Source organism: Ureibacillus chungkukjangi, from assembly GCF_044795995.1.
Taxonomy (GTDB): Bacteria; Bacillota; Bacilli; order Bacillales_A; family Planococcaceae; genus Ureibacillus; species Ureibacillus chungkukjangi.
Genome location: NZ_CP085009.1, coordinates 3,136,680 through 3,157,616, shown reverse-complemented (window position 1 = coordinate 3,157,616; position 20,937 = coordinate 3,136,680). Strand labels below are relative to the sequence as shown.

19 protein-coding genes are annotated in these 20,937 nt (G+C 37.5%); 16 read left to right on the top strand and 3 right to left on the bottom strand.

Annotation, left to right across the window (positions count from 1 at the left end; translation table 11 throughout):
* Positions 1-47 precede the first annotated feature (47 nt).
* On the bottom strand, positions 48-548 hold the full coding sequence (locus tag LG296_RS15680) for a helix-turn-helix domain-containing protein (protein WP_107933733.1): 501 nt from the start codon (positions 546-548) through the stop codon (positions 48-50).
* Positions 549-752: 204 nt separating this feature from the next.
* Here LG296_RS15680 and LG296_RS15675 point away from each other — a divergent pair, with 204 nt between their 5' ends.
* Together LG296_RS15675 and LG296_RS15670 are read left to right on the top strand one after the other, a co-directional pair.
* Positions 753-2,099 (top strand): MFS transporter, encoded by a 1,347-nt coding sequence (locus LG296_RS15675; protein WP_107933731.1) that lies wholly within the window; start codon positions 753-755, stop codon positions 2,097-2,099.
* Positions 2,100-2,131: 32 nt separating this feature from the next.
* Positions 2,132-3,115 (top strand): ornithine cyclodeaminase family protein, encoded by a 984-nt coding sequence (locus LG296_RS15670; protein WP_107933730.1) that lies wholly within the window; start codon positions 2,132-2,134, stop codon positions 3,113-3,115.
* Between the two features lie 147 nt (positions 3,116-3,262).
* On the opposite strand, the gene LG296_RS15665 is transcribed toward LG296_RS15670, so the two are convergent.
* Positions 3,263-3,778 carry an antibiotic biosynthesis monooxygenase family protein gene (locus LG296_RS15665; RefSeq protein WP_404427217.1) on the bottom strand — a complete coding sequence of 172 codons (516 nt, stop codon included), beginning with the start codon at positions 3,776-3,778 and terminating at the stop codon, positions 3,263-3,265.
* Positions 3,779-4,212: 434 nt separating this feature from the next.
* Here LG296_RS15665 and hemE point away from each other — a divergent pair, with 434 nt between their 5' ends.
* The 4 genes from hemE (at position 4,213) to LG296_RS15645 (ending at position 8,501) form a co-directional block, all read left to right on the top strand.
* The gene (gene hemE / locus LG296_RS15660) at positions 4,213-5,262 is read left to right on the top strand and encodes a uroporphyrinogen decarboxylase (protein WP_404427216.1); all 1,050 of its coding nucleotides are present in this window, start codon (positions 4,213-4,215) and stop codon (positions 5,260-5,262) included.
* 99 nt (positions 5,263-5,361) lie between these two features.
* Complete coding sequence (hemH, locus tag LG296_RS15655; protein WP_251400101.1) at positions 5,362-6,294, top strand: ferrochelatase; 933 nt, start codon at positions 5,362-5,364, stop codon at positions 6,292-6,294.
* 19 nt (positions 6,295-6,313) lie between these two features.
* On the top strand, positions 6,314-7,732 hold the full coding sequence (hemY, locus tag LG296_RS15650; RefSeq protein WP_181418048.1) for a protoporphyrinogen oxidase: 1,419 nt from the start codon (positions 6,314-6,316) through the stop codon (positions 7,730-7,732).
* 220 nt (positions 7,733-7,952) lie between these two features.
* Entirely contained in the window at positions 7,953-8,501 is a 549-nt protein-coding gene (locus LG296_RS15645; protein WP_404427215.1) for a FixH family protein, read from the top strand.
* Between the two features lie 400 nt (positions 8,502-8,901).
* On the opposite strand, the gene yhfH is transcribed toward LG296_RS15645, so the two are convergent.
* Positions 8,902-9,027, bottom strand: a complete 126-nt coding sequence (yhfH, locus tag LG296_RS15640; protein WP_107933720.1) for a protein YhfH — start codon at positions 9,025-9,027, stop codon at positions 8,902-8,904.
* Between the two features lie 249 nt (positions 9,028-9,276).
* Here yhfH and LG296_RS15635 point away from each other — a divergent pair, with 249 nt between their 5' ends.
* From LG296_RS15635 to cccB, 10 genes are all read left to right on the top strand, one after another.
* Positions 9,277-10,269, top strand: coding sequence for a lipoate--protein ligase (locus LG296_RS15635; protein WP_404427214.1), 993 nt, complete (start codon positions 9,277-9,279; stop codon positions 10,267-10,269).
* A gap of 213 nt (positions 10,270-10,482) precedes the next feature.
* On the top strand, positions 10,483-11,187 hold the full coding sequence (locus tag LG296_RS15630) for a response regulator transcription factor (RefSeq protein ID WP_107933717.1): 705 nt from the start codon (positions 10,483-10,485) through the stop codon (positions 11,185-11,187).
* Complete coding sequence (locus tag LG296_RS15625) at positions 11,187-12,167, top strand: sensor histidine kinase (RefSeq protein ID WP_404427213.1); 981 nt, start codon at positions 11,187-11,189, stop codon at positions 12,165-12,167. Before LG296_RS15630 ends, LG296_RS15625 begins: the two co-directional genes overlap by 1 nt.
* Positions 12,168-12,217: 50 nt before the next feature.
* Positions 12,218-12,994: an ABC transporter ATP-binding protein gene (locus tag LG296_RS15620; RefSeq protein WP_251400109.1), complete on the top strand. Its 777-nt coding sequence runs from the start codon at positions 12,218-12,220 to the stop codon at positions 12,992-12,994.
* Entirely contained in the window at positions 12,966-14,897 is a 1,932-nt protein-coding gene (locus tag LG296_RS15615; RefSeq protein ID WP_404427212.1) for an ABC transporter permease, read from the top strand. Before LG296_RS15620 ends, LG296_RS15615 begins: the two co-directional genes overlap by 29 nt.
* A gap of 185 nt (positions 14,898-15,082) precedes the next feature.
* Positions 15,083-16,633, top strand: a complete 1,551-nt coding sequence (locus tag LG296_RS15610) for a fatty acid--CoA ligase family protein (RefSeq protein ID WP_404427211.1) — start codon at positions 15,083-15,085, stop codon at positions 16,631-16,633.
* Between the two features lie 225 nt (positions 16,634-16,858).
* Positions 16,859-18,871, top strand: coding sequence for a S9 family peptidase (locus tag LG296_RS15605; protein ID WP_404427210.1), 2,013 nt, complete (start codon positions 16,859-16,861; stop codon positions 18,869-18,871).
* Positions 18,872-18,989: 118 nt separating this feature from the next.
* The gene (locus LG296_RS15600) at positions 18,990-19,457 is read left to right on the top strand and encodes an S-ribosylhomocysteine lyase (protein ID WP_404427209.1); all 468 of its coding nucleotides are present in this window, start codon (positions 18,990-18,992) and stop codon (positions 19,455-19,457) included.
* Between the two features lie 175 nt (positions 19,458-19,632).
* Positions 19,633-20,499 (top strand): YitT family protein, encoded by an 867-nt coding sequence (locus tag LG296_RS15595; protein ID WP_107933704.1) that lies wholly within the window; start codon positions 19,633-19,635, stop codon positions 20,497-20,499.
* Between the two features lie 61 nt (positions 20,500-20,560).
* A complete protein-coding gene (cccB, locus tag LG296_RS15590; RefSeq protein WP_107933702.1) occupies positions 20,561-20,932 on the top strand; it encodes a cytochrome c551 in 372 nt (123 codons plus the stop codon).
* Positions 20,933-20,937 lie beyond the last annotated feature (5 nt).

Sequence of the window (20,937 nt, the reverse complement as noted above, 5' to 3'; positions counted from 1 at the left end):
AAAGGAGAACTAAAGCTGATGGATGAGCTTTTAGTTCTCCTTTTCTTTTATATAGTAGAAACTAGCAGAAATTGAACTTCTTCCTCACTATTATTCCACCAATAATGATTGCGAGTAGAATCCAACATGATGGAATCGTTTACATTAAGCTCTGAGATTTTTCCTTCAATTGAAAATGTAAGTGTCCCTTTTAAGATATAGATGAATTCATGGCCATAATGGGAAAATTCATTTCCAACATTTTCTTTAGGCTTAAGAGTAACAAGAATCGGGTGAAAGGAAGCCTGGGTTACCTTGTTCGAAAGATCTTCATAATAGAACGGAAAAATTTTTTCTCCAGGGCTTTCATTATTAGTCTCAGAAAAAAATATACTTGGATTAACCTGTAGGGCATCACTAATTTTCCTTAGGGATTCAAGTGTGACATTACATTTATCTCGTTCCACCTGAGATAAAAAACTGATGGAAACACCTGTCTTCTCAGAGAGAGTTTTTAGTGTCAGCTTCTTTGTTTTTCTTGTTCTTCGCAGGATTTCACCGATTGTCATGTGCAACACGTCCTCATACTAAGCTACCAAAATTATACTCTAGAAAAAGAAGATGCTCAAAGAAATAAACGTATTGACTGAAAATTCTAAAGTGTGTAATAATTTATTTATAAAATTTAAGTGTCACTTAAATTAGCATCTGGGCGTTTATTTTTTTACTTATAAATTTAAGTGGGGCTTTAATAATGAGAAGGAGGAAAATTTATGAGTAAAAAACAAATGAGGAAAGTTTGGCTTGCTAGTTTAGTAGGTAGTTCAATCGAATGGTTTGATTATTTTCTCTATGGAACAGTAGCTGCATTAGTATTCAATCAGGTTTTCTTTGTTACGGAAGATCCAACTGTAGGCTTATTGTTAGCTTATGCCTCTTTAGCTTTAGCCTTCTTCATTCGCCCTTTAGGTGGAATCATCTTTAGTCATATTGGAGACCGTATAGGACGGAAGAAAACCTTAGTTATGACATTAACAATCATGGGTGTTGCCACTGTTCTGATGGGCTTACTTCCAACCTACCAGGCAATAGGTGTAGCGGCTCCTATTTTGTTAATCTCGTTACGTTTAATTCAAGGAATCGGTATCGGTGGTGAATGGGGTGGGGCGCTCTTATTGGCAGTGGAATATGCTCCAAAAGAAAAGCGTGGCTTATTTGGAGCTTTCCCACAAATGGGTGTAACAATCGGGATGTTTTTGGGATCTGGTGCACTAACGTTCATTACTTCAGTTGTTTCTCAAGAAGCTTTCATTTCGTGGGGATGGCGAATTCCTTTTATTGCAAGTAGTTTGCTGGTTATTTTTGGCTTATGGATTCGTAAAGGACTTGATGAGACACCGTCATTTAAAAAGGTTCAAGAGGCTGGAGAAATACCTAAATTACCGATTGTCGACATTTTCAAATACCACTGGAAGGAAGTTTTAATTGCCATCGGTGGAAAGGTTGTAGAAACTGCGCCGTTCTATATTTTTGCTACATTTATCGTGTCATATGGAACAAATAATCTAGGCTTTTCAAGTACTCAAGTTCTTGTAGCTGTAATGATTGGTACCATTGTTACGACAATCTTGATGCCAGTAATGGGAAGTCTATCAGATAGGGTAGGACGTAAAAAGGTTTATATATATGGAACGGTTGCGATGATGGCTTATGCCTTCCCATATTTCTGGTTACTGGAGCAACGTACATTTACCACACTTTTAATTGCTACGATTATTGGGTTAGGGATAGTTTGGGCTCCTATAACAGCTGTACTAGGGACGATGTTCTCCGAAATTTTCGATGCGAAGGTACGTTACACAGGGGTTTCCCTTGGCTATCAAATTGGTGCAGCTGTTGCGGGTGGGACAGCGCCACTGGTTGCAACGGCATTGTTAGTTCAGTTTGATAATTCTTATATTCCTGTAGCAATTTATATTATGTTAACAGCGGTGATTTCCTTAATTGCGGTTTCGGCTGTAAAAGAGAAGAGCAACAAAGAGCTCGATGAATTCACTACAGGAAAACTAGATAGCCAGGAAGATAGTGTAGCTAGCAAAGAACAAGTAGTACACCAGTAGAAGACTATAATTTAAGCATCGGAGTGTTACAAATGATTATATTAAATGAAAAAGAGATTAGTAGTTTTTATACAATAGATGATGCAATTCAAGATATAAAGAAAACACTAACTGCGAAAGAGCAAGGTAAAGTACAGGCACCTCATCGGACGGTACTAGAATTCTCAGATATCAATAGTACTTCTATTTATATGCCGAGTGCAGATTTAGACAATAAAGTAGCGGCGGTAAAGGTTGTAACTATTTTTCCGAGTAACCCTGAAAAAGGATTGCCAACAACGCAAGGGATTATCCTTTTGACGAGTACCGAAAATGGTGAACACCTTTCGATGATGAATGCCTCTTACTTAACTCGTCTTCGAACAGGAGCAATGACAGCTATTGCAACGGATTATCTTTCTAAGGAATCAGCTGAAATTCTAACTGTCATTGGCACAGGAGCTATGGCCTTTGAGCAAGTTTTAGGAGTGCTAGCAGTTCGTAATATTAAAGAGGTTGTATTATATAATCGAACGAAAGAGCGTGCTGCTGCCTTCAGTCAAAGGTTAAAGGAAAACGGTGTGGATGCTACTATTTATATTGCAGAGGACGTAAATAGTGCAGTTAGCCGAGCAGATATTATTTGCTGTGCGACTAAATCAACTGAACCAGTTTTTGACGGTACTTTTATAAAGCCTGGGACACATGTAAATGGGGTTGGCTCTTATTTGCCGCATATGCATGAAATTGATAGTACGACGATTGTAACAGCCTCTAAAATCGTAGTGGATGATTTACACGGCGCGACAGAGGAAGCAGGGGAGTTAATGGATGCGAGTGAAAAAGGGATTTGGTCCTTCCACCAAGTTTATGGGGAGCTACAAGATTTAGTAAGCGGTAAGGTTTCGGGTAGGGAGAATGAGGAGGAGATCACCTTCTATAAATCAGTTGGTGCTTCTTACTATGACCTTGCTGTAGCAAAAGGGGTTTATCAGCAATCCTTGAATCTAGGAAAAGGCTTGTCTTTAGAAGTATAATAGAAGAAAAGCTGACTCAAAAGGTTGTGTTTAACAAACCTTCTATGTCAGCTCTTTTTTATTTGGCGGATAGGAAACTATAGGTTTTATCAGTGTTCCGTCATAGATGCGACACACCTCGACCAATGCAGATCGAGGTGTGTTTTTCTAATCCTTGGCTAATTTTCCTGAGTAGGTCGTTACATAGCTTGCGGCATTGAAGATATTTTGTTGCTGTACGCCTGGTGTTGTATGGTCAGGCTTACTATGTGCCTCTTTGAAGCTTCTTGAATTTTTCCAGGCTTCAAACGAGCTTGGTCCAGTCCATTGTGTAAGTACAACATACGTGTCAGAGCCAATTGGACGTAATAATCGATAGGCTATGAAACCAGGTTCCTTTTCAATTGTCCCCGAGCGACTTAAAAAACGTTTTTCAAAAACAGGTCGCCCTTCATCTGCAACAGGAATATTATTAAAAACGAAATAGCCTGATTGTTCGATGGCATTAACACTGTCGATTACCTCATATTTGCGTGGTGTTGCAAATAGTGTTTTACCCTCTGTTTCATGAAGAAGGACAGAATTCCCAGAGCCATGAAGCACAATCATTTGCTCTTTAGGTACATATTTTTTTAGTAGCTTTTCCATATAATCAGCAGTTCCGGATGTTAAGTAAATAAACATAGAATCATTCTCCTCTTACTTAAAATAACTTTTAGCCAACAAAAAAAGTGTCAGTATAAATCGATTGCCCTTAAGTGACCAAACTAAACCTAATCTAAAATCTACTATGTCTTTTATTAAAGAAGAACAAAATAAGATTTCTTTGTCAAAACTTATGATAGAAAAACCATAATGGATTGCACAAATTTATGACATTTGGTCGATAAAACTATACAATATCTTGCTAAAAGTATATATTTGAAAACGGATATCAATGACACATTTACAATCTTTGTTCAGTCAAATAGCTATTTAAATCAAAATTTCTATCTTGTTGAATAAAGTATCGCTTTCGTATCAAATTGGCATACATTTATGAAATTTCACCTTTTAGATTTTGCCACAATTTGTACTTAAGCGTAATCGATTAAATTTTTGAGGGGAAGGTATTAATAATGAAAGCATTTAATGATACATTACTGCGCGCGGCTAAGGGTGAACGTACGGAATACACTCCTGTATGGTATATGCGTCAGGCTGGACGTTCTCAGCCAGAATACCGTGCTATTAAAGAAAAGTATTCACTAGAGGAAATTACGCATCAGCCTGAGCTATGTGCTTATGTAACAAGACTACCGGTAGAAAACTATGATGTGGACGCAGCCATTCTTTATAAAGATATTGTAACGCCATTACCAGGAATCGGTGTCGACGTGAAAATTAAAGCTGGCGTAGGTCCTATAATTTCAAATCCTATTCGTACAGTTGCGGATGTTGAAAAGCTTGGAGAATTTAATGCCAAAGAGCATACACCTTTTGTATTAGAAACAATTAAATTGCTAACACAAGAACAGCTAAATGTTCCTTTAATAGGCTTTGCAGGTGCTCCATTTACTCTAGCTAGTTACATGATCGAAGGAGGTCCTTCTCGTAACTATAACAAGACTAAATCATTTATGGTATCAGAACCTAAGGCTTGGTTTGCTTTAATGGACAAGCTTGGCGATATGATCATTGCAGATATCACTGCGCAAATTGAAGCTGGTGCTAAAGCGATTCAAATTTTCGACTCTTGGGTAGGTGCTTTAAATGTAGAGGATTACCGAGTGTTCATTAAACCGGTAATGACACGTATTTTTGGTGAGCTACGCAAAGAAAATGTACCGTTAATTCAGTTTGGTGTAGGGGCAAGTCACCTAATCAACGAATGGAATGACCTTCCACTGGATGTTGTTGGCTTAGATTGGCGTATGCCAATTCGTAAAGCACGTGAGTTAGGAATTAAGAAGCCTGTACAGGGTAACCTTGATCCATCATTGCTACTTGCAGATTGGTCTGTTATTGAGCAACGAACTAAGGATATTATCGATCAAGGACTTGAAGTACCTGGCCACATCTTCAATCTAGGTCATGGCGTATTCCCGGAAGTAAATCCGGATGTGTTAAAACGTCTTACAGCATTCATTCATGAATATAGTCGTGAACGCGTAAATCACTTAGGCTAAATATGGTACGATTAAACTATATTATTATAGTTTTAAATAAAGAAATCAGGGTTACTAATTATTTCGAGTAACAAATCATAATATTATGAGGTGAAAAAATTGAAACCAGTACGTGGATTATTAGTTATGGCATATGGAACTCCATATAAAGAAGAGGATATTGAAAGATATTACACACATATTCGTCACGGGCGTAAGCCTTCAGAAGAGCATTTAGAGGACTTAAAGGCTCGTTATAAAGCAATCGGTGGAATCTCACCACTTGCTGAAATGACAAAAAAACAAGCTCAAGCGCTAGAAGCTCGTTTAAACGAAGTGCAAGATGAAGTGGAATATAAATTATATATCGGTTTGAAGCATATCGATCCTTTCGTTGAAGATGCAGTTGAAGCAATGGTAAACGACGGTATCGAAGAAGCGGTTTCAATCGTTCTAGCACCACACTTCTCAACTTTCTCTATCAAATCTTACAATGGTCGTGCACAAGAGGCGATTGAAAAGCTAGGAAGCAATATGACGTTAACTTCAGTTGAGTCTTGGTATTACGAGCCAAAATTCATCGAGTATTGGAAAGAGGCAGTAAATGCTGCATTTGCTGATATGTCTAATGAAGAACGTGAGAAAGCTTGCCTTATCGTTTCAAACCACTCTTTACCAGAGAAAATTAAAGAAGCTGGCGATCCATACGAAGAGCAGCTAATCGAAACAGCACGCTTAATTCAAGAGGCAACAGGTGTTGAAAATGTAGAGGTTGGCTGGCAATCGGCTGGTCAAACGCCAGAGCCATGGTTAGGACCTGATGTTCAAGATTTAACTCGTGAACTATATGAGCAAAAAGGTTTCCGTTCATTTGTATATGTACCAGTAGGGTTTGTTACTGAGCATTTAGAAGTTTTATATGATAATGACTATGAATGTAAAGTGGTATGTGATGAGCTTGGAGCGAACTATCGTCGTCCGCCTATGCCAAATACTCATCCACTATTCATAGATGCAATGGTAGATGCTATTTACAATAAATTAGCGAAGTAAAATGAATGTAGGAAGTGTGATGAGGGTGACTCAGGAGAGACGAAAAGTTGCTGTAATAGGTGGTGGAGTCACTGGATTAACAGCAGCATACTATTTACAAAGAATAGCACAGCAGAACAATCTGCCAGTGGATGTTGTTTTAATCGAAGCATCCTTACGTTTAGGAGGTAAAATCCAAACTTTACGCAAAGATGGATTTATCGTGGAAAGAGGTCCAGAATCCTTTTTAGACTATAAAAATAGTGTCCGCGATCTAGCTCAGGATCTTGGTATCGAACAACAGCTGGTTCCGAATAACGATGGGCGCACCTTTGTAGCGGTAGGTAGTAATTTGCACCCTATTCCAAATCTATTAGCATTTGGTGGGGCTCTTGATGTCTCTTCATTCATAACTTCTGGTTTATTTTCTTTAAGTGGTAAGCTTCGTGCTGCAGGAGATTTACTGTTACCGAAAACAAAAGAAGATGAAGATGAGCCAATTGGTGACTTCTTCAGACGTCGTTTTGGTAAAGAGGTTGTAGAAAACTTAGTTGAACCGTTACTTGCAGGGACGTTTGCGGGAGATATTGACCATTTGAGCATTAAGTCAATGTTTCCTCAGTTTTATCAACTTGAGAAACAACATCGGAGTTTAATCCTTGGTTTAAAGAAATCAGGGGAAGCATTAAGAAATGATCATATTGAAACCTATCAAACGTTCCAAAATGGTTTAGAAACACTTATTGAAACCCTGGCATCACATTTATCCCCAAATTCAATATTAAAGGGTGTAAAGGTAGAATCCATTGATCGACTGAATGATGGGTCTGTTCAAATTTATACGAACAATATTGCACCTATTAAATGTGATGCAGTTATTATGACAACGCCGTTTAATGCAGCCAAAGAGGTACTCGATCATTCCGGCTTATTAGATGAGTTGCCGAAAATGCAATATGCAACAATTGCAACGGTTACGCTGGCGTTTAAACAGGGAGAAGCCAAAAAGTATAAGGACGCCATGAACTTTTTTGTTTCAAGAAATAGTGACTTTGCTATAACAACGTGTACATGGTGTAATCATAAATGGAATGATGTTGCACCAGCTGGCTACGATTTGCTACGTGTATACATCGGTCGTGTTGGAGATGAAGCCATTGTGGAGCTTTCAGATAGCGATATTGAAAAAACAGTATTACAGGATCTCGAAAAAGCAATTGGCTTAGAAACAGCTCCTGTATTTACAGTTGTTTCACGCTGGAAGGAATCAATGCCACAATACACTGTTGGCCATGACGAACGTATGGAAGTAATGAAGCAGCAGTTACATACTGATTTCCCTAATGTTAAGTTAGTAGGTAGCTCTTATGATGGAATAAGCGTTCCAGACTGTGTTACCCAAGGAAAGAGTATTGCTGACGAGTTATTAAAGGAAATGTTTGAATTACAATATGCTTGATGAGAAGGAGCTCCTTATGAATAATAGGGTAGCTCCTTTTTGTATTGCGAGAGGGAGCCTAGGTAGTTGAAAATAGTTAGGCAGAATTAGTTCACAATTTTATCGATATTATTTTTACATGAGTACGGTATACTAAGATGGTTCAAACATTCCCATTTTGACTAAGATAATGAGGGGAAAACCAAAGATTAGCATTACATAAGCGATGGAGGAAATATATATGAAAAAATGGTTACTAAGTATTGTAGCAGTGCCAGTATTATTAATGGGTTGTGCTTCCAATGACCATGAAGTAGATACAAATGAAGAACCAGTAGATGTAGCTGCATTGGAGGTCATCGTGCATATTCTAACACCAGAGGAGGTAGCTGTTCACGAACCAGTAGAACTAGCAGCTCATGTTTCTCAAAATAAAGAGGATGTAAATGACGCAGAAGCTGTAGAATTCGAGGTTTGGGAATCAGGCTACCGAGAAGAAGCACAAAAAATAGAGGGCAAGCTAGATGCAGATGGTGTCTATAAAGCCGAAACAACCTTCGATCATGATGGCGTGTACTACATGTATGCCCACACAACAGCACGCGGGCTCCACATCATGCCAAAACAACAAATCATCGTTGGCAACCCAGACATGAGCCAAGTCAAAGAGGACAATAGCGATGAGTCAATGGACATGAACATGGAAGGTCACGGAGATTCTTCAGAAGGTGAAGAACATTCCGAGCACGGAGAGCATGACGAGCAAGATGACAGTGAGCACGAGCATTAATAAAAAGTAGGGTAGTGCCTATGTAAGCAGGTGAGGAAAACGAGTCGTTTTCTTCACCTGTTTTTAAATTCGGTTGTTTTAAAAATTACGCAGAGCGAAGAAACGTCAGAAGATGAGTTTCATAAGGAGGATGAAACGCGTTACGGGAGGTAATCGAGCTCGGAGTGAGTTTCATAGAATGGATGAAACTCATTACGAGAAGTAATCGTCCCAAAAGTGAGTTTCATAAGGGGATAAAACCCGTTTCAATCAAGTAGTAGTCGCATTTCACATACAGACAACGAAAAACCCCTCAAAACTTGAGCGAGCTTTGAGGGGTTAGCTTGTAAGCGGTTTACTTATAGGTTCAACTATTCTTAGTTGAGGTTCCAAAAATCAATAATAAAACGACTGACGACGACTATAGAGCGTTACATTTTTCGCAATTGCTGCTGTAGCATTCGCTTTGTTCTTCAATCTTATCTCCACATTGTACACATACTTTGTCAGGTAAATTCTTGAAAAACTCAACAACGTTTTCTAACATGCGTTCGCCCCTCCTTTTGGATATCTGTTATATTACTGATTTAATTATTTTCATTGTATTATAACAGTTTGTGTTCGTCAACCCTTTTTCCAATAAAAAATAAATATTTCAGAAAACGGTATCAATGCCTATAAAGCTAGAGAAAAGCGTTTTCACACAAAGCGAAAATCCCATATAATCACTTCCTTGCATAAAGCGTGATTTTCTACTATTTTCGTGTAAAATAGAGCCTATAGAGGAGTGAAGAAAGTGTATTTTATTGATAACAAGGGGATTACTGACCCACGCATAAATTTAGCAATTGAAGAATTCATACTTAGAAATATGGATATTGAAAAGGACGATTTTTTACTGTTCTATATCAATCAGCCATCGATTATCATCGGAAAAAATCAAAACACAATCGAAGAAATTAATACAGATTATGTTGAAGACAATGGGATCATTGTTGTAAGACGCCTATCAGGTGGGGGAGCTGTATACCACGATCTGAATAATTTGAATTTCAGCTTTTTAACAAAGGATGACGGAAACAGCTTCCACAATTATAAGAAGTTCACGCAGCCTGTTGTAGATGCATTGGAGAAATTAGGTGTTAATGCAGAGCTTTCAGGGCGTAATGATATTTTAGCAGAAGGTAAAAAAGTTTCTGGGAATGCACAATACTCTACTCGTGGACGCATGTTCAGTCATGGTACACTAATGTTCAAATCAGATGTAGATGCAGTTGTTTCTTCTTTAAAAGTGAAAAAGGACAAGATAGAATCGAAGGGCATTAAATCTGTTCGTTCACGTGTAGGGAATATTTCGGACTACCTGAAGGAACCGATGTCGATTGAAGAATTCCGGATGGAAATTTTAAAATCGATTTTTGGTGGGGAAGACAAGATTCAATACTACGAGTTAACGGATGAGGACTGGAAAAAAATACACGAGATTTCAGAGGACCGTTATCAAAAATGGGAATGGAACTTTGGGAAGTCCCCACGCTTCAACATTCAAAAAACAAATCGATTCCCTTCTGGTGGCATCGATATTCGCCTAGAGGTTAATAAAGGGATTATTGAGGAAATTAAAATCTTTGGTGATTTCTTTGGTGTTGGGGATGTTAGTGATATTGAGAAACTATTAATTGGTGTGAAATATGATCGTACAAGTATTGGACAAGCAATCGAAGTGATTGATACAACACATTATTTTGGTGCTGTTACGAAAGAAGATTTCCTGAAATTAATTTATTAAAAACTACTCAGTTTTAAGCTCTTATAAACTTTAAAATCAACTCGGATATTTAGCTCGAGTTGATTTTTTTTATTTCTCGGGTCTGTTGTTTAAGGTGTACCTCTTTTTTGATACACTGTTATAGTAGTGTGAAATGTTGCAGTATCAAATATTAACAGATGCCAATCTGAAAAAAATATAACAGCATTCCAAAAGAAGAATGGGGGAATGAAAATGGAAACTACTCGGATTTTTATTGTTGAGGACGATCAAAAAATCGCCTCTCTTTTAGCAGATACATTAAGAAAATATCAATATGAGGTTGAAATAGTTAAAAACTTTGAGGGGATTGTGGAGGAGATTATTGCCTTTGCACCTCATCTCATACTGTTAGATATAAATTTACCTTCTTATGATGGGTACTATTGGTGCAGACAGTTAAGACAGCATACGAAATGCCCGATCATCTTTATATCAGCTCGCTCAGGCGAAATGGATCAAATTTTTGCCTTAGAAAATGGTGGGGATGATTTTATAACAAAGCCGTTCAACTATGAAATTGTCTTAGCCAAAATTCGTAGTCACCTTAGAAGAACATACGGAGAATACTCCTCAAGACAAGAGGAAAGAACGATTGCCCTGGGGCAGCTAACACTCTATCTTGAACGTATGGAATTGCATAAAAAAGATATTGAGATTCCGCTGCAAAAGAAGGAATGTATCATTTTAGATTTACTTATGGGACAAGCTCCAAAAGTCGTTTCTCGTGAGAAATTATTAGAAGAGCTATGGGACGACCAAGCATTTGTAGATGAAAATACATTGAATGTGAACATGACAAGAGTACGGAAGAAGCTGGCGGATTACGGGGTTCATTCTGTTATTGAAACCGTTCGCGGAGCAGGCTATCGCTTTGTGCTCAACTCGGAGGAACAGTGATGGGCTTAAAGTTATTTATAAAGGAGCATATCGCTTTCGTAATTTTTGAAGTGATTGTTGTGCTATTTATTATGTCGCTATATTGGCTAGATGGCTTCCGAAATATAAATACAGCAATTTACACAATGATTATAAGCTTAATTCTCATTGTTTCGTTTTTAGGATTTCGCTATATTAGACGACAAAGCTATCTTAAAAAAATCACTCAGCTGCCAAATACAATGGAGGATGCCTTACAAAAAAATGCAAAGTCCTCTGAGCATATTCAAACTGAAAGCTATTTCCACGAGCTGTACCGAGTTTATCAGCATGAGGTACAGGTACTTTACGCCTCGCAGAACCGACAAGAGAAATTTCTAAATCAATGGATCCACCAAATGAAAACGCCTGTTTCAGTTTTGGAATTATTATTGCAGGAGGAGGCGCCTCTTGATAAGAAAAGTGTACAGGAAGAGGTGGATCGCATCAAAAGAGGTCTTGATATGGTTTTGATGAATGCGCGACTTGAAAAGTTTGAGGATGATATGCAGATTGAGCAGGTGTATCTAAAGCAAATTGTAAATGCAACTATCAACGAAAATAAGCGTTTATTTATTACAAATCGTGTTTTCCCTGAGATGTATATTGACGAGGATTTAGTCGTTGCCAGCGATTCAAAATGGTTAACCTTTATACTAGGACAATTTATAACGAATGCTGTTAAGTACACATTTGAGCAGAATAAACGGATTTTTGTGACAGCAACGAAAATCGATTCAGAGGTAAAGTTAACGATTCGAGACGAAGGAATTGGAATACCTAAATCGGATTTAACGCGAGTAACAAAGGCGTTCTTCACTGGAGAAAATGGGCGTAAAACCGGCGAATCTACAGGAATGGGCTTATACCTGGCTAGCGAAATTTGTGAAAAGCTAGGGCATAAATTTGAAATTGAATCAGAGGTAGGCCTAGGAACGACTATTATTCTTACATTTCATTGATCATAAGCCTCCTTATAAGAGCAGACTAAAAGTTGAAGAGGGATGAAGCGATGTCTATTTTAAAAGTTCAAGATGTGACAAAGGTATATGAAGGAAAAGTGACAAATCGCGCCTTAAATCAGCTTTCCTTTGAGGTTGATAAGGGTGAATTTTTGGCTATAATGGGCCCTTCTGGAAGTGGGAAATCAACCCTATTAAATCTTATATCGACGATTGACCGTCCTACGTCAGGCGAGATTATTTTCAATGATATTAAGCCTCAAAATTTAAATCGTACAGAGCTTGCTTATTTTAGAAGACGAGAGCTTGGCTTTGTATTTCAGGATTTTAATTTATTGCCAATGCTGACAGTGGAAGAAAATATAGTTCTCCCTTTAACGTTAGACCAAAAGCCGGTAAAGGTGATGGAGGAGCGATTATCGGTGTTAGCTGAAAGACTTGATTTAACAACAATTTTACATAAAAGACCAAACGAAATTTCAGGTGGGCAGGCACAAAGAGTAGCAATTGCAAGAGCACTTATTCATGAACCGGCAATTATTCTAGCTGATGAACCAACCGGAAATTTAGATTCAAACAACTCCCGAGAAGTGCTCGAGCTGTTAAGCAAAATAAATAAAGAAAAGCAGGCAACCATCATTATGGTAACCCATGATCCAATCGCTGCAAGCTTTTGTGATCGAGTGCTGTTTATAAAAGATGGCGAGTTTTTCAATGAGATTCATCGAGACGACAGACGCCAAACGTTTTTCCAACGAATACTAAATGTGCTTAGTTTATTAGGAGGAGGACAAGTAGGTGACCTTTCATCAATTCGCTTACCGTAACGTCATTCGAAATATCCGGATTTACGCGGCATTTTTTATGGCAAGCTTCTTTTCAGTATTAGTATTTTTTATATACTCCATGTTAATGTTTCACCCTGAAATCGAAAATGGATTTTTAGGAAATGTGCCGATTATATGGATGGTAGTAGCCGAAATCACCTTAGTAGTCTTTTCGTGGTTCTTTATTTTTTATTCGATGAAGGCGTTTCTAGAGGCAAGAGCAAAGGAATTTGCCATTTTAATTCATCTAGGGATGGAAAGAAAACAGCTTACGAGAATGGTCTTTTTAGAAACGATTATTATTGGTTTTATATCGATTGTACTGGGCATTATTTTCGGGTACGCTTTCTCGAAATTCTTCTTTATGATTGTCCGTGAAATTTTGATGCTGGAGGATTTACCTCTATATCTTTCATGGGAGCCGTTTTTATTAACGACAGCAGTCTATTTTAGTGCCTTTATTCTTATTTCGTTATTTAGCGTCCATTTATCGCCTGAGAAAAAGGTTATTGATTTGCTAAATGGCTACAAAAATATTCAAATAGATGTGGATTTTACGAAAAGAAAAGCGATTCTTGGCATTGTCTTTATTCTTAGTGGTTATGGACTGGCATTGTTAACTACGAGATCTAATATGATTATCTTTTCCGTGTTTATCCCCCTGTTAATAGCTGTTGGCACGTATTTGTTCTTTACCGATACGACTCAGTATGTTGTCGATAAAATAAAAAATAAAAGATTCTTATATTGGAAAAAATCTAGAATGCTTCCAATGGCAGAGCAAACCTTTATCTTAAAAAATAATGGGAAAATGTTTTTTGTTATGACCATTGTCACAACACTTGCATTCTTATCTATTGGATTACTTGCTACGTTATCTTCCTATACCTCTCAATATGATAAGTTAAATCCTTTAGGGTTAATTTACAAAGGGCATATTGATAATCCAATGGAGCGTGAGCATATTTCTGCGCTTATTACGGAGCTGGAGGAGAAGGGGTTATCCTATCATTTAACTCGATTTACGGTATTGAAACAGACTTCCTCCTTTACTAACTTTGAAGTAGAGGTGTTTAAAGAGTCCGATATTAATAATTTACTGTTTTCTTATGGCTATCCGATGGTTCGTTTGTCTAGAGGGGAATCAATGTTTATTCCCTATTCAAAGGATTCTATTAAAGAGCTAGCAAAGAAAAAGGTAGAGACTGTTTTGCTTGAAAATAACGTAAGGATTACGATTGATCAAGTATATCCAGAGCTTATTTTCCCTTCTTCTATTGTTAGCTTGAATTCAATAATTGTTAGCGATGTTGACTTTAGAAGATTAGTAAGACCGTATAGAAATTCTCCACAGTATGAGCCTGGCTATCATTTGTTTACTTTTGATATCCCACAGTGGATAGAAGCAGAGGATGTGGGCGTCCCGATTCAACAAGAGGTAGCTGAAGAGTATGTAAAAGAAAAGTACACATTGCCTTATTATTTTGAAAATGCCGGATTAAATTATTCTTATATATTATCAACCTATTCCTTATTTACACTGGTTGGGCTTTTAGTAGCAGCTGTCTTTTTACTTGCTGCAGGTAGCTTTATTTACTTTAGATTGCACACGAACTTAGAGGCTGAGAAGAAGAAATTTGATGTATTAAAACGGATGGGGATTTCCAATTCAGAGTTGAAATCCTTAGTAACCAAGCTTTTATTTCCTCAATTCTTTTTGCCGTGGGGAGTTGCGCTCTGCCACAGTCTATTTGCGTTTTTCGCCTTACAAAATATCATGAAAAACTTCGTAAATGTGTCCATTGTAAAAGAGGTTGTATTTGCCTTTGTCTTCTTAGTTATTATTGAAATTATTTATTTTAATTTGATAAGATGGCGTTATATCGCTTATGTAAGAGAATAACAGAAAAAATGTTATAAATAGAATAATATTTAATTTTCGACAAGAAATGCAACGTGAAATACAAATCCCTATTGTTTTATTAGAATATTTAATTTATAATATCTGGTAAATGAATATAAATTCATTTCTACCTCGTTTTCAATTAAATTTGCAAGCGAGGTTAAATGCAAAGGGGGATGGGTGTTTTGAATTTAGTTGAACGTGTTCGACAAACCGCATTAGAACAACCCGAAAAACATGCATATCATTTTTTAGGGAGAGACACTACATACGGTGAATTTGAGCAAACAGTTAGTCGATTTGCAGCAGGTCTTCAACAGCTAGGGGTAGAAAAAGGGGATCATGTGGCGTTTTTACTTGGAAATACACCACATTTTTTAATTTCGTTATATGCAACTATGCGAATCGGTGCAACTGCAATTCCTGTAAATCCGATGTACACGCAAGATGAAATTGCTTATATCATTAAAAATGGTGATGTAAAAGCAGTAATTGCACTTGATATGCTATTGCCTTTAGTGGAGGTAGGGGTAAAGGTTTTGCCACAGGTAGAGAGCTATATCATTTGTGAAACAGGCCAGGATATAGGCGAAAAAATGAATGCGCTATCAAATGACGCAAAAGAGAAAACAAAATTGTTCTCTCAAATTCTAGCTTCTACTCAAAATACAGTTGAACCTGCATCAGTGGAAGAGGATGATGTAGCTATTATTCTATATACATCAGGAACAACTGGTTATCCAAAGGGTGCTATGTTAACACATCGCAACCTTTACTCAAATGCTAGAGATGTCGGTGAATATTTAAGCATGACTACTGAAGATCGTGTTATCGCGACATTACCGGTATTCCATGTATTTGCTTTAACGGTTGTTGTAAATGCACCACTACTTCAAGGGGCTACAGTTCTATTAGCACCTCGATTTAGTCCAGGTGAAATTTATGATCTTGCTGGAAGCCAAAAAGCTACTGTTTTTGCAGGAGTTCCGACAATGTATAATTTCCTTCATCGCTTTGAAGGGGATACAGAAAAATTCTCTACTTTACGTTTAGCCGTATCTGGTGGGGCACCGTTACCGGTTCAGGTACTTCATGATTTTGAAGAGAAGTTCAAGGTGAAGGTGTCAGAAGGCTATGGTCTTTCAGAGGCTTCACCAGTAACATGCTTTAACCCTCTTGATCGTGAACGTAAGGCTGGATCTATCGGTATGTCAATTTCAAATGTAGAAAACAAAGTAGTCGACGAATATGGAATTGAAGTTCCGGTAGGTGAAGTGGGCGAGTTAATCGTTCGTGGACCAAATGTTATGAAGGGCTATTATAAAATGCCTGAAGAAACAGCAAATGCGATTAGAGGCGAATGGTTGTACACAGGAGACTTGGCGAAAAAGGATGAGGATGGCTACTTCTATATTGTAGATCGTAAAAAAGATATGATCATCGTTGGAGGATTTAATGTCTATCCACGTGAAGTAGAGGAAGTATTATTTACACATCCAAATGTAGTCGAAGCTGCAGTAATTGGTACACCGGACGTAAACCTAGGAGAAGCAGTGCAGGCTTATGTCGTGTTAAAAGACAACAGCACTTCAATCGAAGAGCTGCAAGAATTCTGTGCAAAGCGTCTAGTAAAATACAAAGTTCCGACAGTAATTGAGCTATTAGATGAATTACCTAAAAATTCAACGGGCAAAATACTACGTCGTTCACTAAAAGAAATCGAAAAAGCAAAATAAAACCCAAAATGATGCCTCGAATAGGAGGCATCATTTTTTTTGAGTGTGAATTGTTGTGTGTGTACCAGGTACACACACAATTCGAGAACTATTTAGAATTTTCTTAATTGTTTGCGTACCTGGTACGCAAACAATTCTAAACATTTTAAAAATTATTTGACATAGAGGGGAGGAGTGATAAACTTTATATTACGGAAATCGAAATAATGGTTTGAAAGGGTGGAAATGATGGTTGCAAAAAGATTACTAGATAAAGAGGATTTATTTAAAATTCAATCTGTTACAAATCCGCAGTTAGCGCCTAATAACAAAGAGGCTGTTTTTATTAAAACGCATATTGATGAAAAGGAGAATCAATATTTCTCTAGTATTTTTCATTTAAATGTAGATACAAAGGAAGTAACGCAGTGGACTTTTGGAAATGAACGTGTTTCCTCTCCTAAGTGGTCTCCAAATGGTGAGCAGGTTGCCTTCATTTCAAATCGAGACGAAAAAAGCCAAGTGTATATTATTAATAAAAACGGTGGAGAAGCTAAAAAAATCACTAATCTTGAATCAGGTGTAAGTTCCTTTTTATGGTCTCCATGTGGGGAGAAAATTTGGATTACAAGCAGCTTGAAGGAAGATACAACATTTACAGACACAGCTAAAAAAGAAAAAGAAAAAGAAAAAGAAGATAAAGAAAAACCGAAAGCCTATGTAGTTGATAAAATGCGCTACAAAATGGATGGATTAAAAGGGCATGGGTTAACGAAGCAACAGGTGTATTCTCAAATTACCATCCTTACATTGAAGGATGAGTCAATCGAACAATTCACTGAAGGCAAGCATTCGCACTCATTATACGATATTTCACCAGACGGAAAAAAGGTGATTATTGGGGTAAATCGCGAAGAACAGAAGGACTATGATTTTAGACAGCCACTTTATTTAGTTGATGTGGAAACGAAAAACGAGACAGTTCTGGTAGATCATGAGGGCTACTATGGTGGAGCTAAATTTTCGAATGACGGAAAATTTATAGCCTATGCAGGAAGTAATGCAGAGTTTAAAAATGCTACACATTCAAATATATATATCTATGAAATTGAAAACGGTATAACTCAAAATCTAACAGAAGGTATCGATTCCCCAGTGGGTGACTATGCGGTTGCAGATACGCAACAAGGCGTTAATGCACCAAGTATTGTTTGGACAGAAACAAATGATTTATATTTCCAGCTCTCGAATTTAGGAGATGTTCAACTCTATTATGCTAGTTTAGAGGGTGCCATTTATCCAGCATCGCAAGAGGGAGAGCATGTCTATGATTATACAGTTTCTACAGATGGCCAATTTGCAATTATAGCTGTATCGAATCCAACCTTCCCTGGGGAGTTATTCTACTATGAAATTGCGAAAGGTGAAAGAACACAAATAACTCATTTCAATGATGCGTGGCTAAATGAGGTGAACTTATCAAAACCAGAACCGATTGTCTATACAAGTACAAATGATCTACAGGTTCATGGATGGTTAATGAAGCCAACAAATTATGAGGAAAATAAAAAGTATCCATTGGTCGTTGAAATTCATGGTGGTCCACATACAATGTACGCAAATTCATTCTTCCATGAGCTACAATTGTTAGCTGCTCAAGGATATGGGGTTTTATATGTAAATCCACGTGGAAGCCACGGCTACAGCCAAGAATTTGTGAATGGCGTGCGCGGTGATTATGGTGGTGGAGATTACGAAGATATTATGGCAGGCCTTGACTACGTTATCGGTGAAGAAGCATGGATTGATGTAGAACGATTAGGTGTAACAGGTGGAAGCTATGGTGGCTTCATGACAAACTGGATCGTCGGCCAAACAAATCGTTTTAAAGCAGCGGTTACACAGCGCAGTATTTCAAACTGGATCAGCTTCTTTGGGGTATCCGATATCGGCTACTACTTCACTCCATGGCAAATTGGTACAGATATGCTTGACCCAGAAAAGCTATGGGAGCATTCACCGTTGAAGTATGCTAAAAATATCGAAACACCTTTATTAATCCTGCATAGTGAGCTAGATTTCCGTTGCCCAATTGAACAAGCAGAGCAGTTATATATCACGTTGAAATCTATGGGGAAAGAAACTAGCTTTGTACGCTTTCCAGACAATAATCATAATTTATCTCGTACAGGAACGCCGAACTTACGTATTGAACGTTTAGATCAAATGGTAACTTGGTTCGAAAAATATTTAGTATAATCATCAGTGCAAAAAATAGCATACTCTTGTAAAATAAAGAGAGTAAGTAATTTGATTAATCAAACTATTTGATGTTTGATTTTATAATCATAGATTCTGGAAATGAGGTTTGAAAAAAATGCCTAAAATGAATGTTGAAAGCTTTAACTTAGACCATACAAAAGTAGCTGCACCGTATGTACGACTTGCTGGAACAAAAGAAGGTCAAAATGGTGATGTTGTTCGAAAGTATGATGTGCGTTTCAAACAACCGAATATCGCGTTTATGAAAATGGATGCACTTCACTCAATTGAGCACTTAATGGCAGAAAATATTCGCAATCATACAGACTACGTTGTGGATATGAGTCCGATGGGATGCCAAACCGGCTTTTATTTAACAATGATCAATCATGATAATTATGATGAAGTATTAACTATTTTAGAAAATACTTTACAGGATGTTGTTAACGCAACAGAGGTGCCAGCATGTAACGAAGTACAATGCGGCTGGGCAGCAAACCATAGCCTGGAAGGTGCAAAAGAATTAGCAGCAGAAATGCTGGAAAAACGAAACGTATGGTCAACGATTTATAAAGAAGACTAAATTTAAAATTCCGGGGGACAGTCCTTTTTTAGGGCTGTCTTTTATTTTTTGATCATAGCTAAAATTGAAAAACAATGTCCCTTCATCTTACTAAAGTTCTCTTTTTCAAGGTTGTTTGTTATAATCATGCAGGAGAAAATTAGAAGCTGAGAATTTGATGTGAGTGAGGAAATATATGAGTAAAATAAACAAGAATAATGTATCCAATTCTACAAAAGATATAATACAGGAATACATTTATGTACTTCTTGGTGCTGCTGTAATAGCATTTGGATTTAATGCATTTCTATTCCCCAATCAAGTAGCCTCCGGAGGCGTTAGTGGGATAAGTACCATTTTAAATGGTCTTTTTGGATGGAATGCAGGAATTGTTCAATATGCTTTTAATATTCCGCTATTTATCTCAGGTGTATTCATCTTAGGTAAAAATTTTGGAATAAAATCATTTGTCGGTACCTTAGCCCTACCATTCTTTGTTATTCTCTTTGCCCAAATGGGTGCTTTAACAGATAATGCATTATTGGCTGCCCTTTTTGGTGGAATCATGGTGGGTCTTGGTATCGGTTTAGTATTTAAAGGGAATGCTTCTACTGGCGGTACAGATTTATTAGCTCAAATTATTACAAAATATACTGGGCTAACGTTAGGTACAAGTGTTCTTTTGATTGATGGTATTATTGCTATTAGTGCAGCATTAGTATTCGATTTTGAAAAAGGGTTATATGCCTTAATTGGTCTCTTTGTTACGACGAAGACAATTGACATCGTTCAGTTAGGTTTTAGCCAATCAAAAATGGTGTATATAATCTCTAATAGTCAAGATCAAATTCGAGATGCAATTTATTTGGAAATTGATCGAGGTGTGACGAAGGTTCCTGCTTTTGGGGGATATACTGGCGAAGAACGTGTAATGCTAATGGTGGTTGTTTATCAATCAGAATTCACAAAGCTGAAACAAATCATTAAAACCGTTGACCCTGCTGCATTTGTCATCGTTTCAGATGCTTATGAGGTACTGGGTGAAGGTTTCAAACGAGTGTAACTTTGGTATACTTACCAATGTAAACCGTATTTTATTTTATATTTTTTGGAGGGGTTCAAAAATGAAAAAAGCATGGTTAGCACTAGTATTCGGTTCAGCATTATTCCTAGCTGCATGTGGTGGCGGCGACGACGAAGCAACTGACACTAACACAGGTACGGAAGATACAGTAACTGAAGAAACAGGAGATACTGCAACAGGTGGCGCAGATGCGGCAGCTGGTGAAGAACTGGTTCAGTCTTCTTGTACGTCTTGTCATGGAGGAAACTTACAAGGGATGGGTAATACACCTGCACTTTCAGATGTAGGTAGCCGTCTTTCAGAAGAAGAAATTCATGATGTTATCGTAAACGGTCGCGGCGGAATGCCTAAGGGCTTACTACAAGGTGAAGATGCTGAAGCAGCTGCAGCTTGGTTAGCTCAACAACAATAAAATTA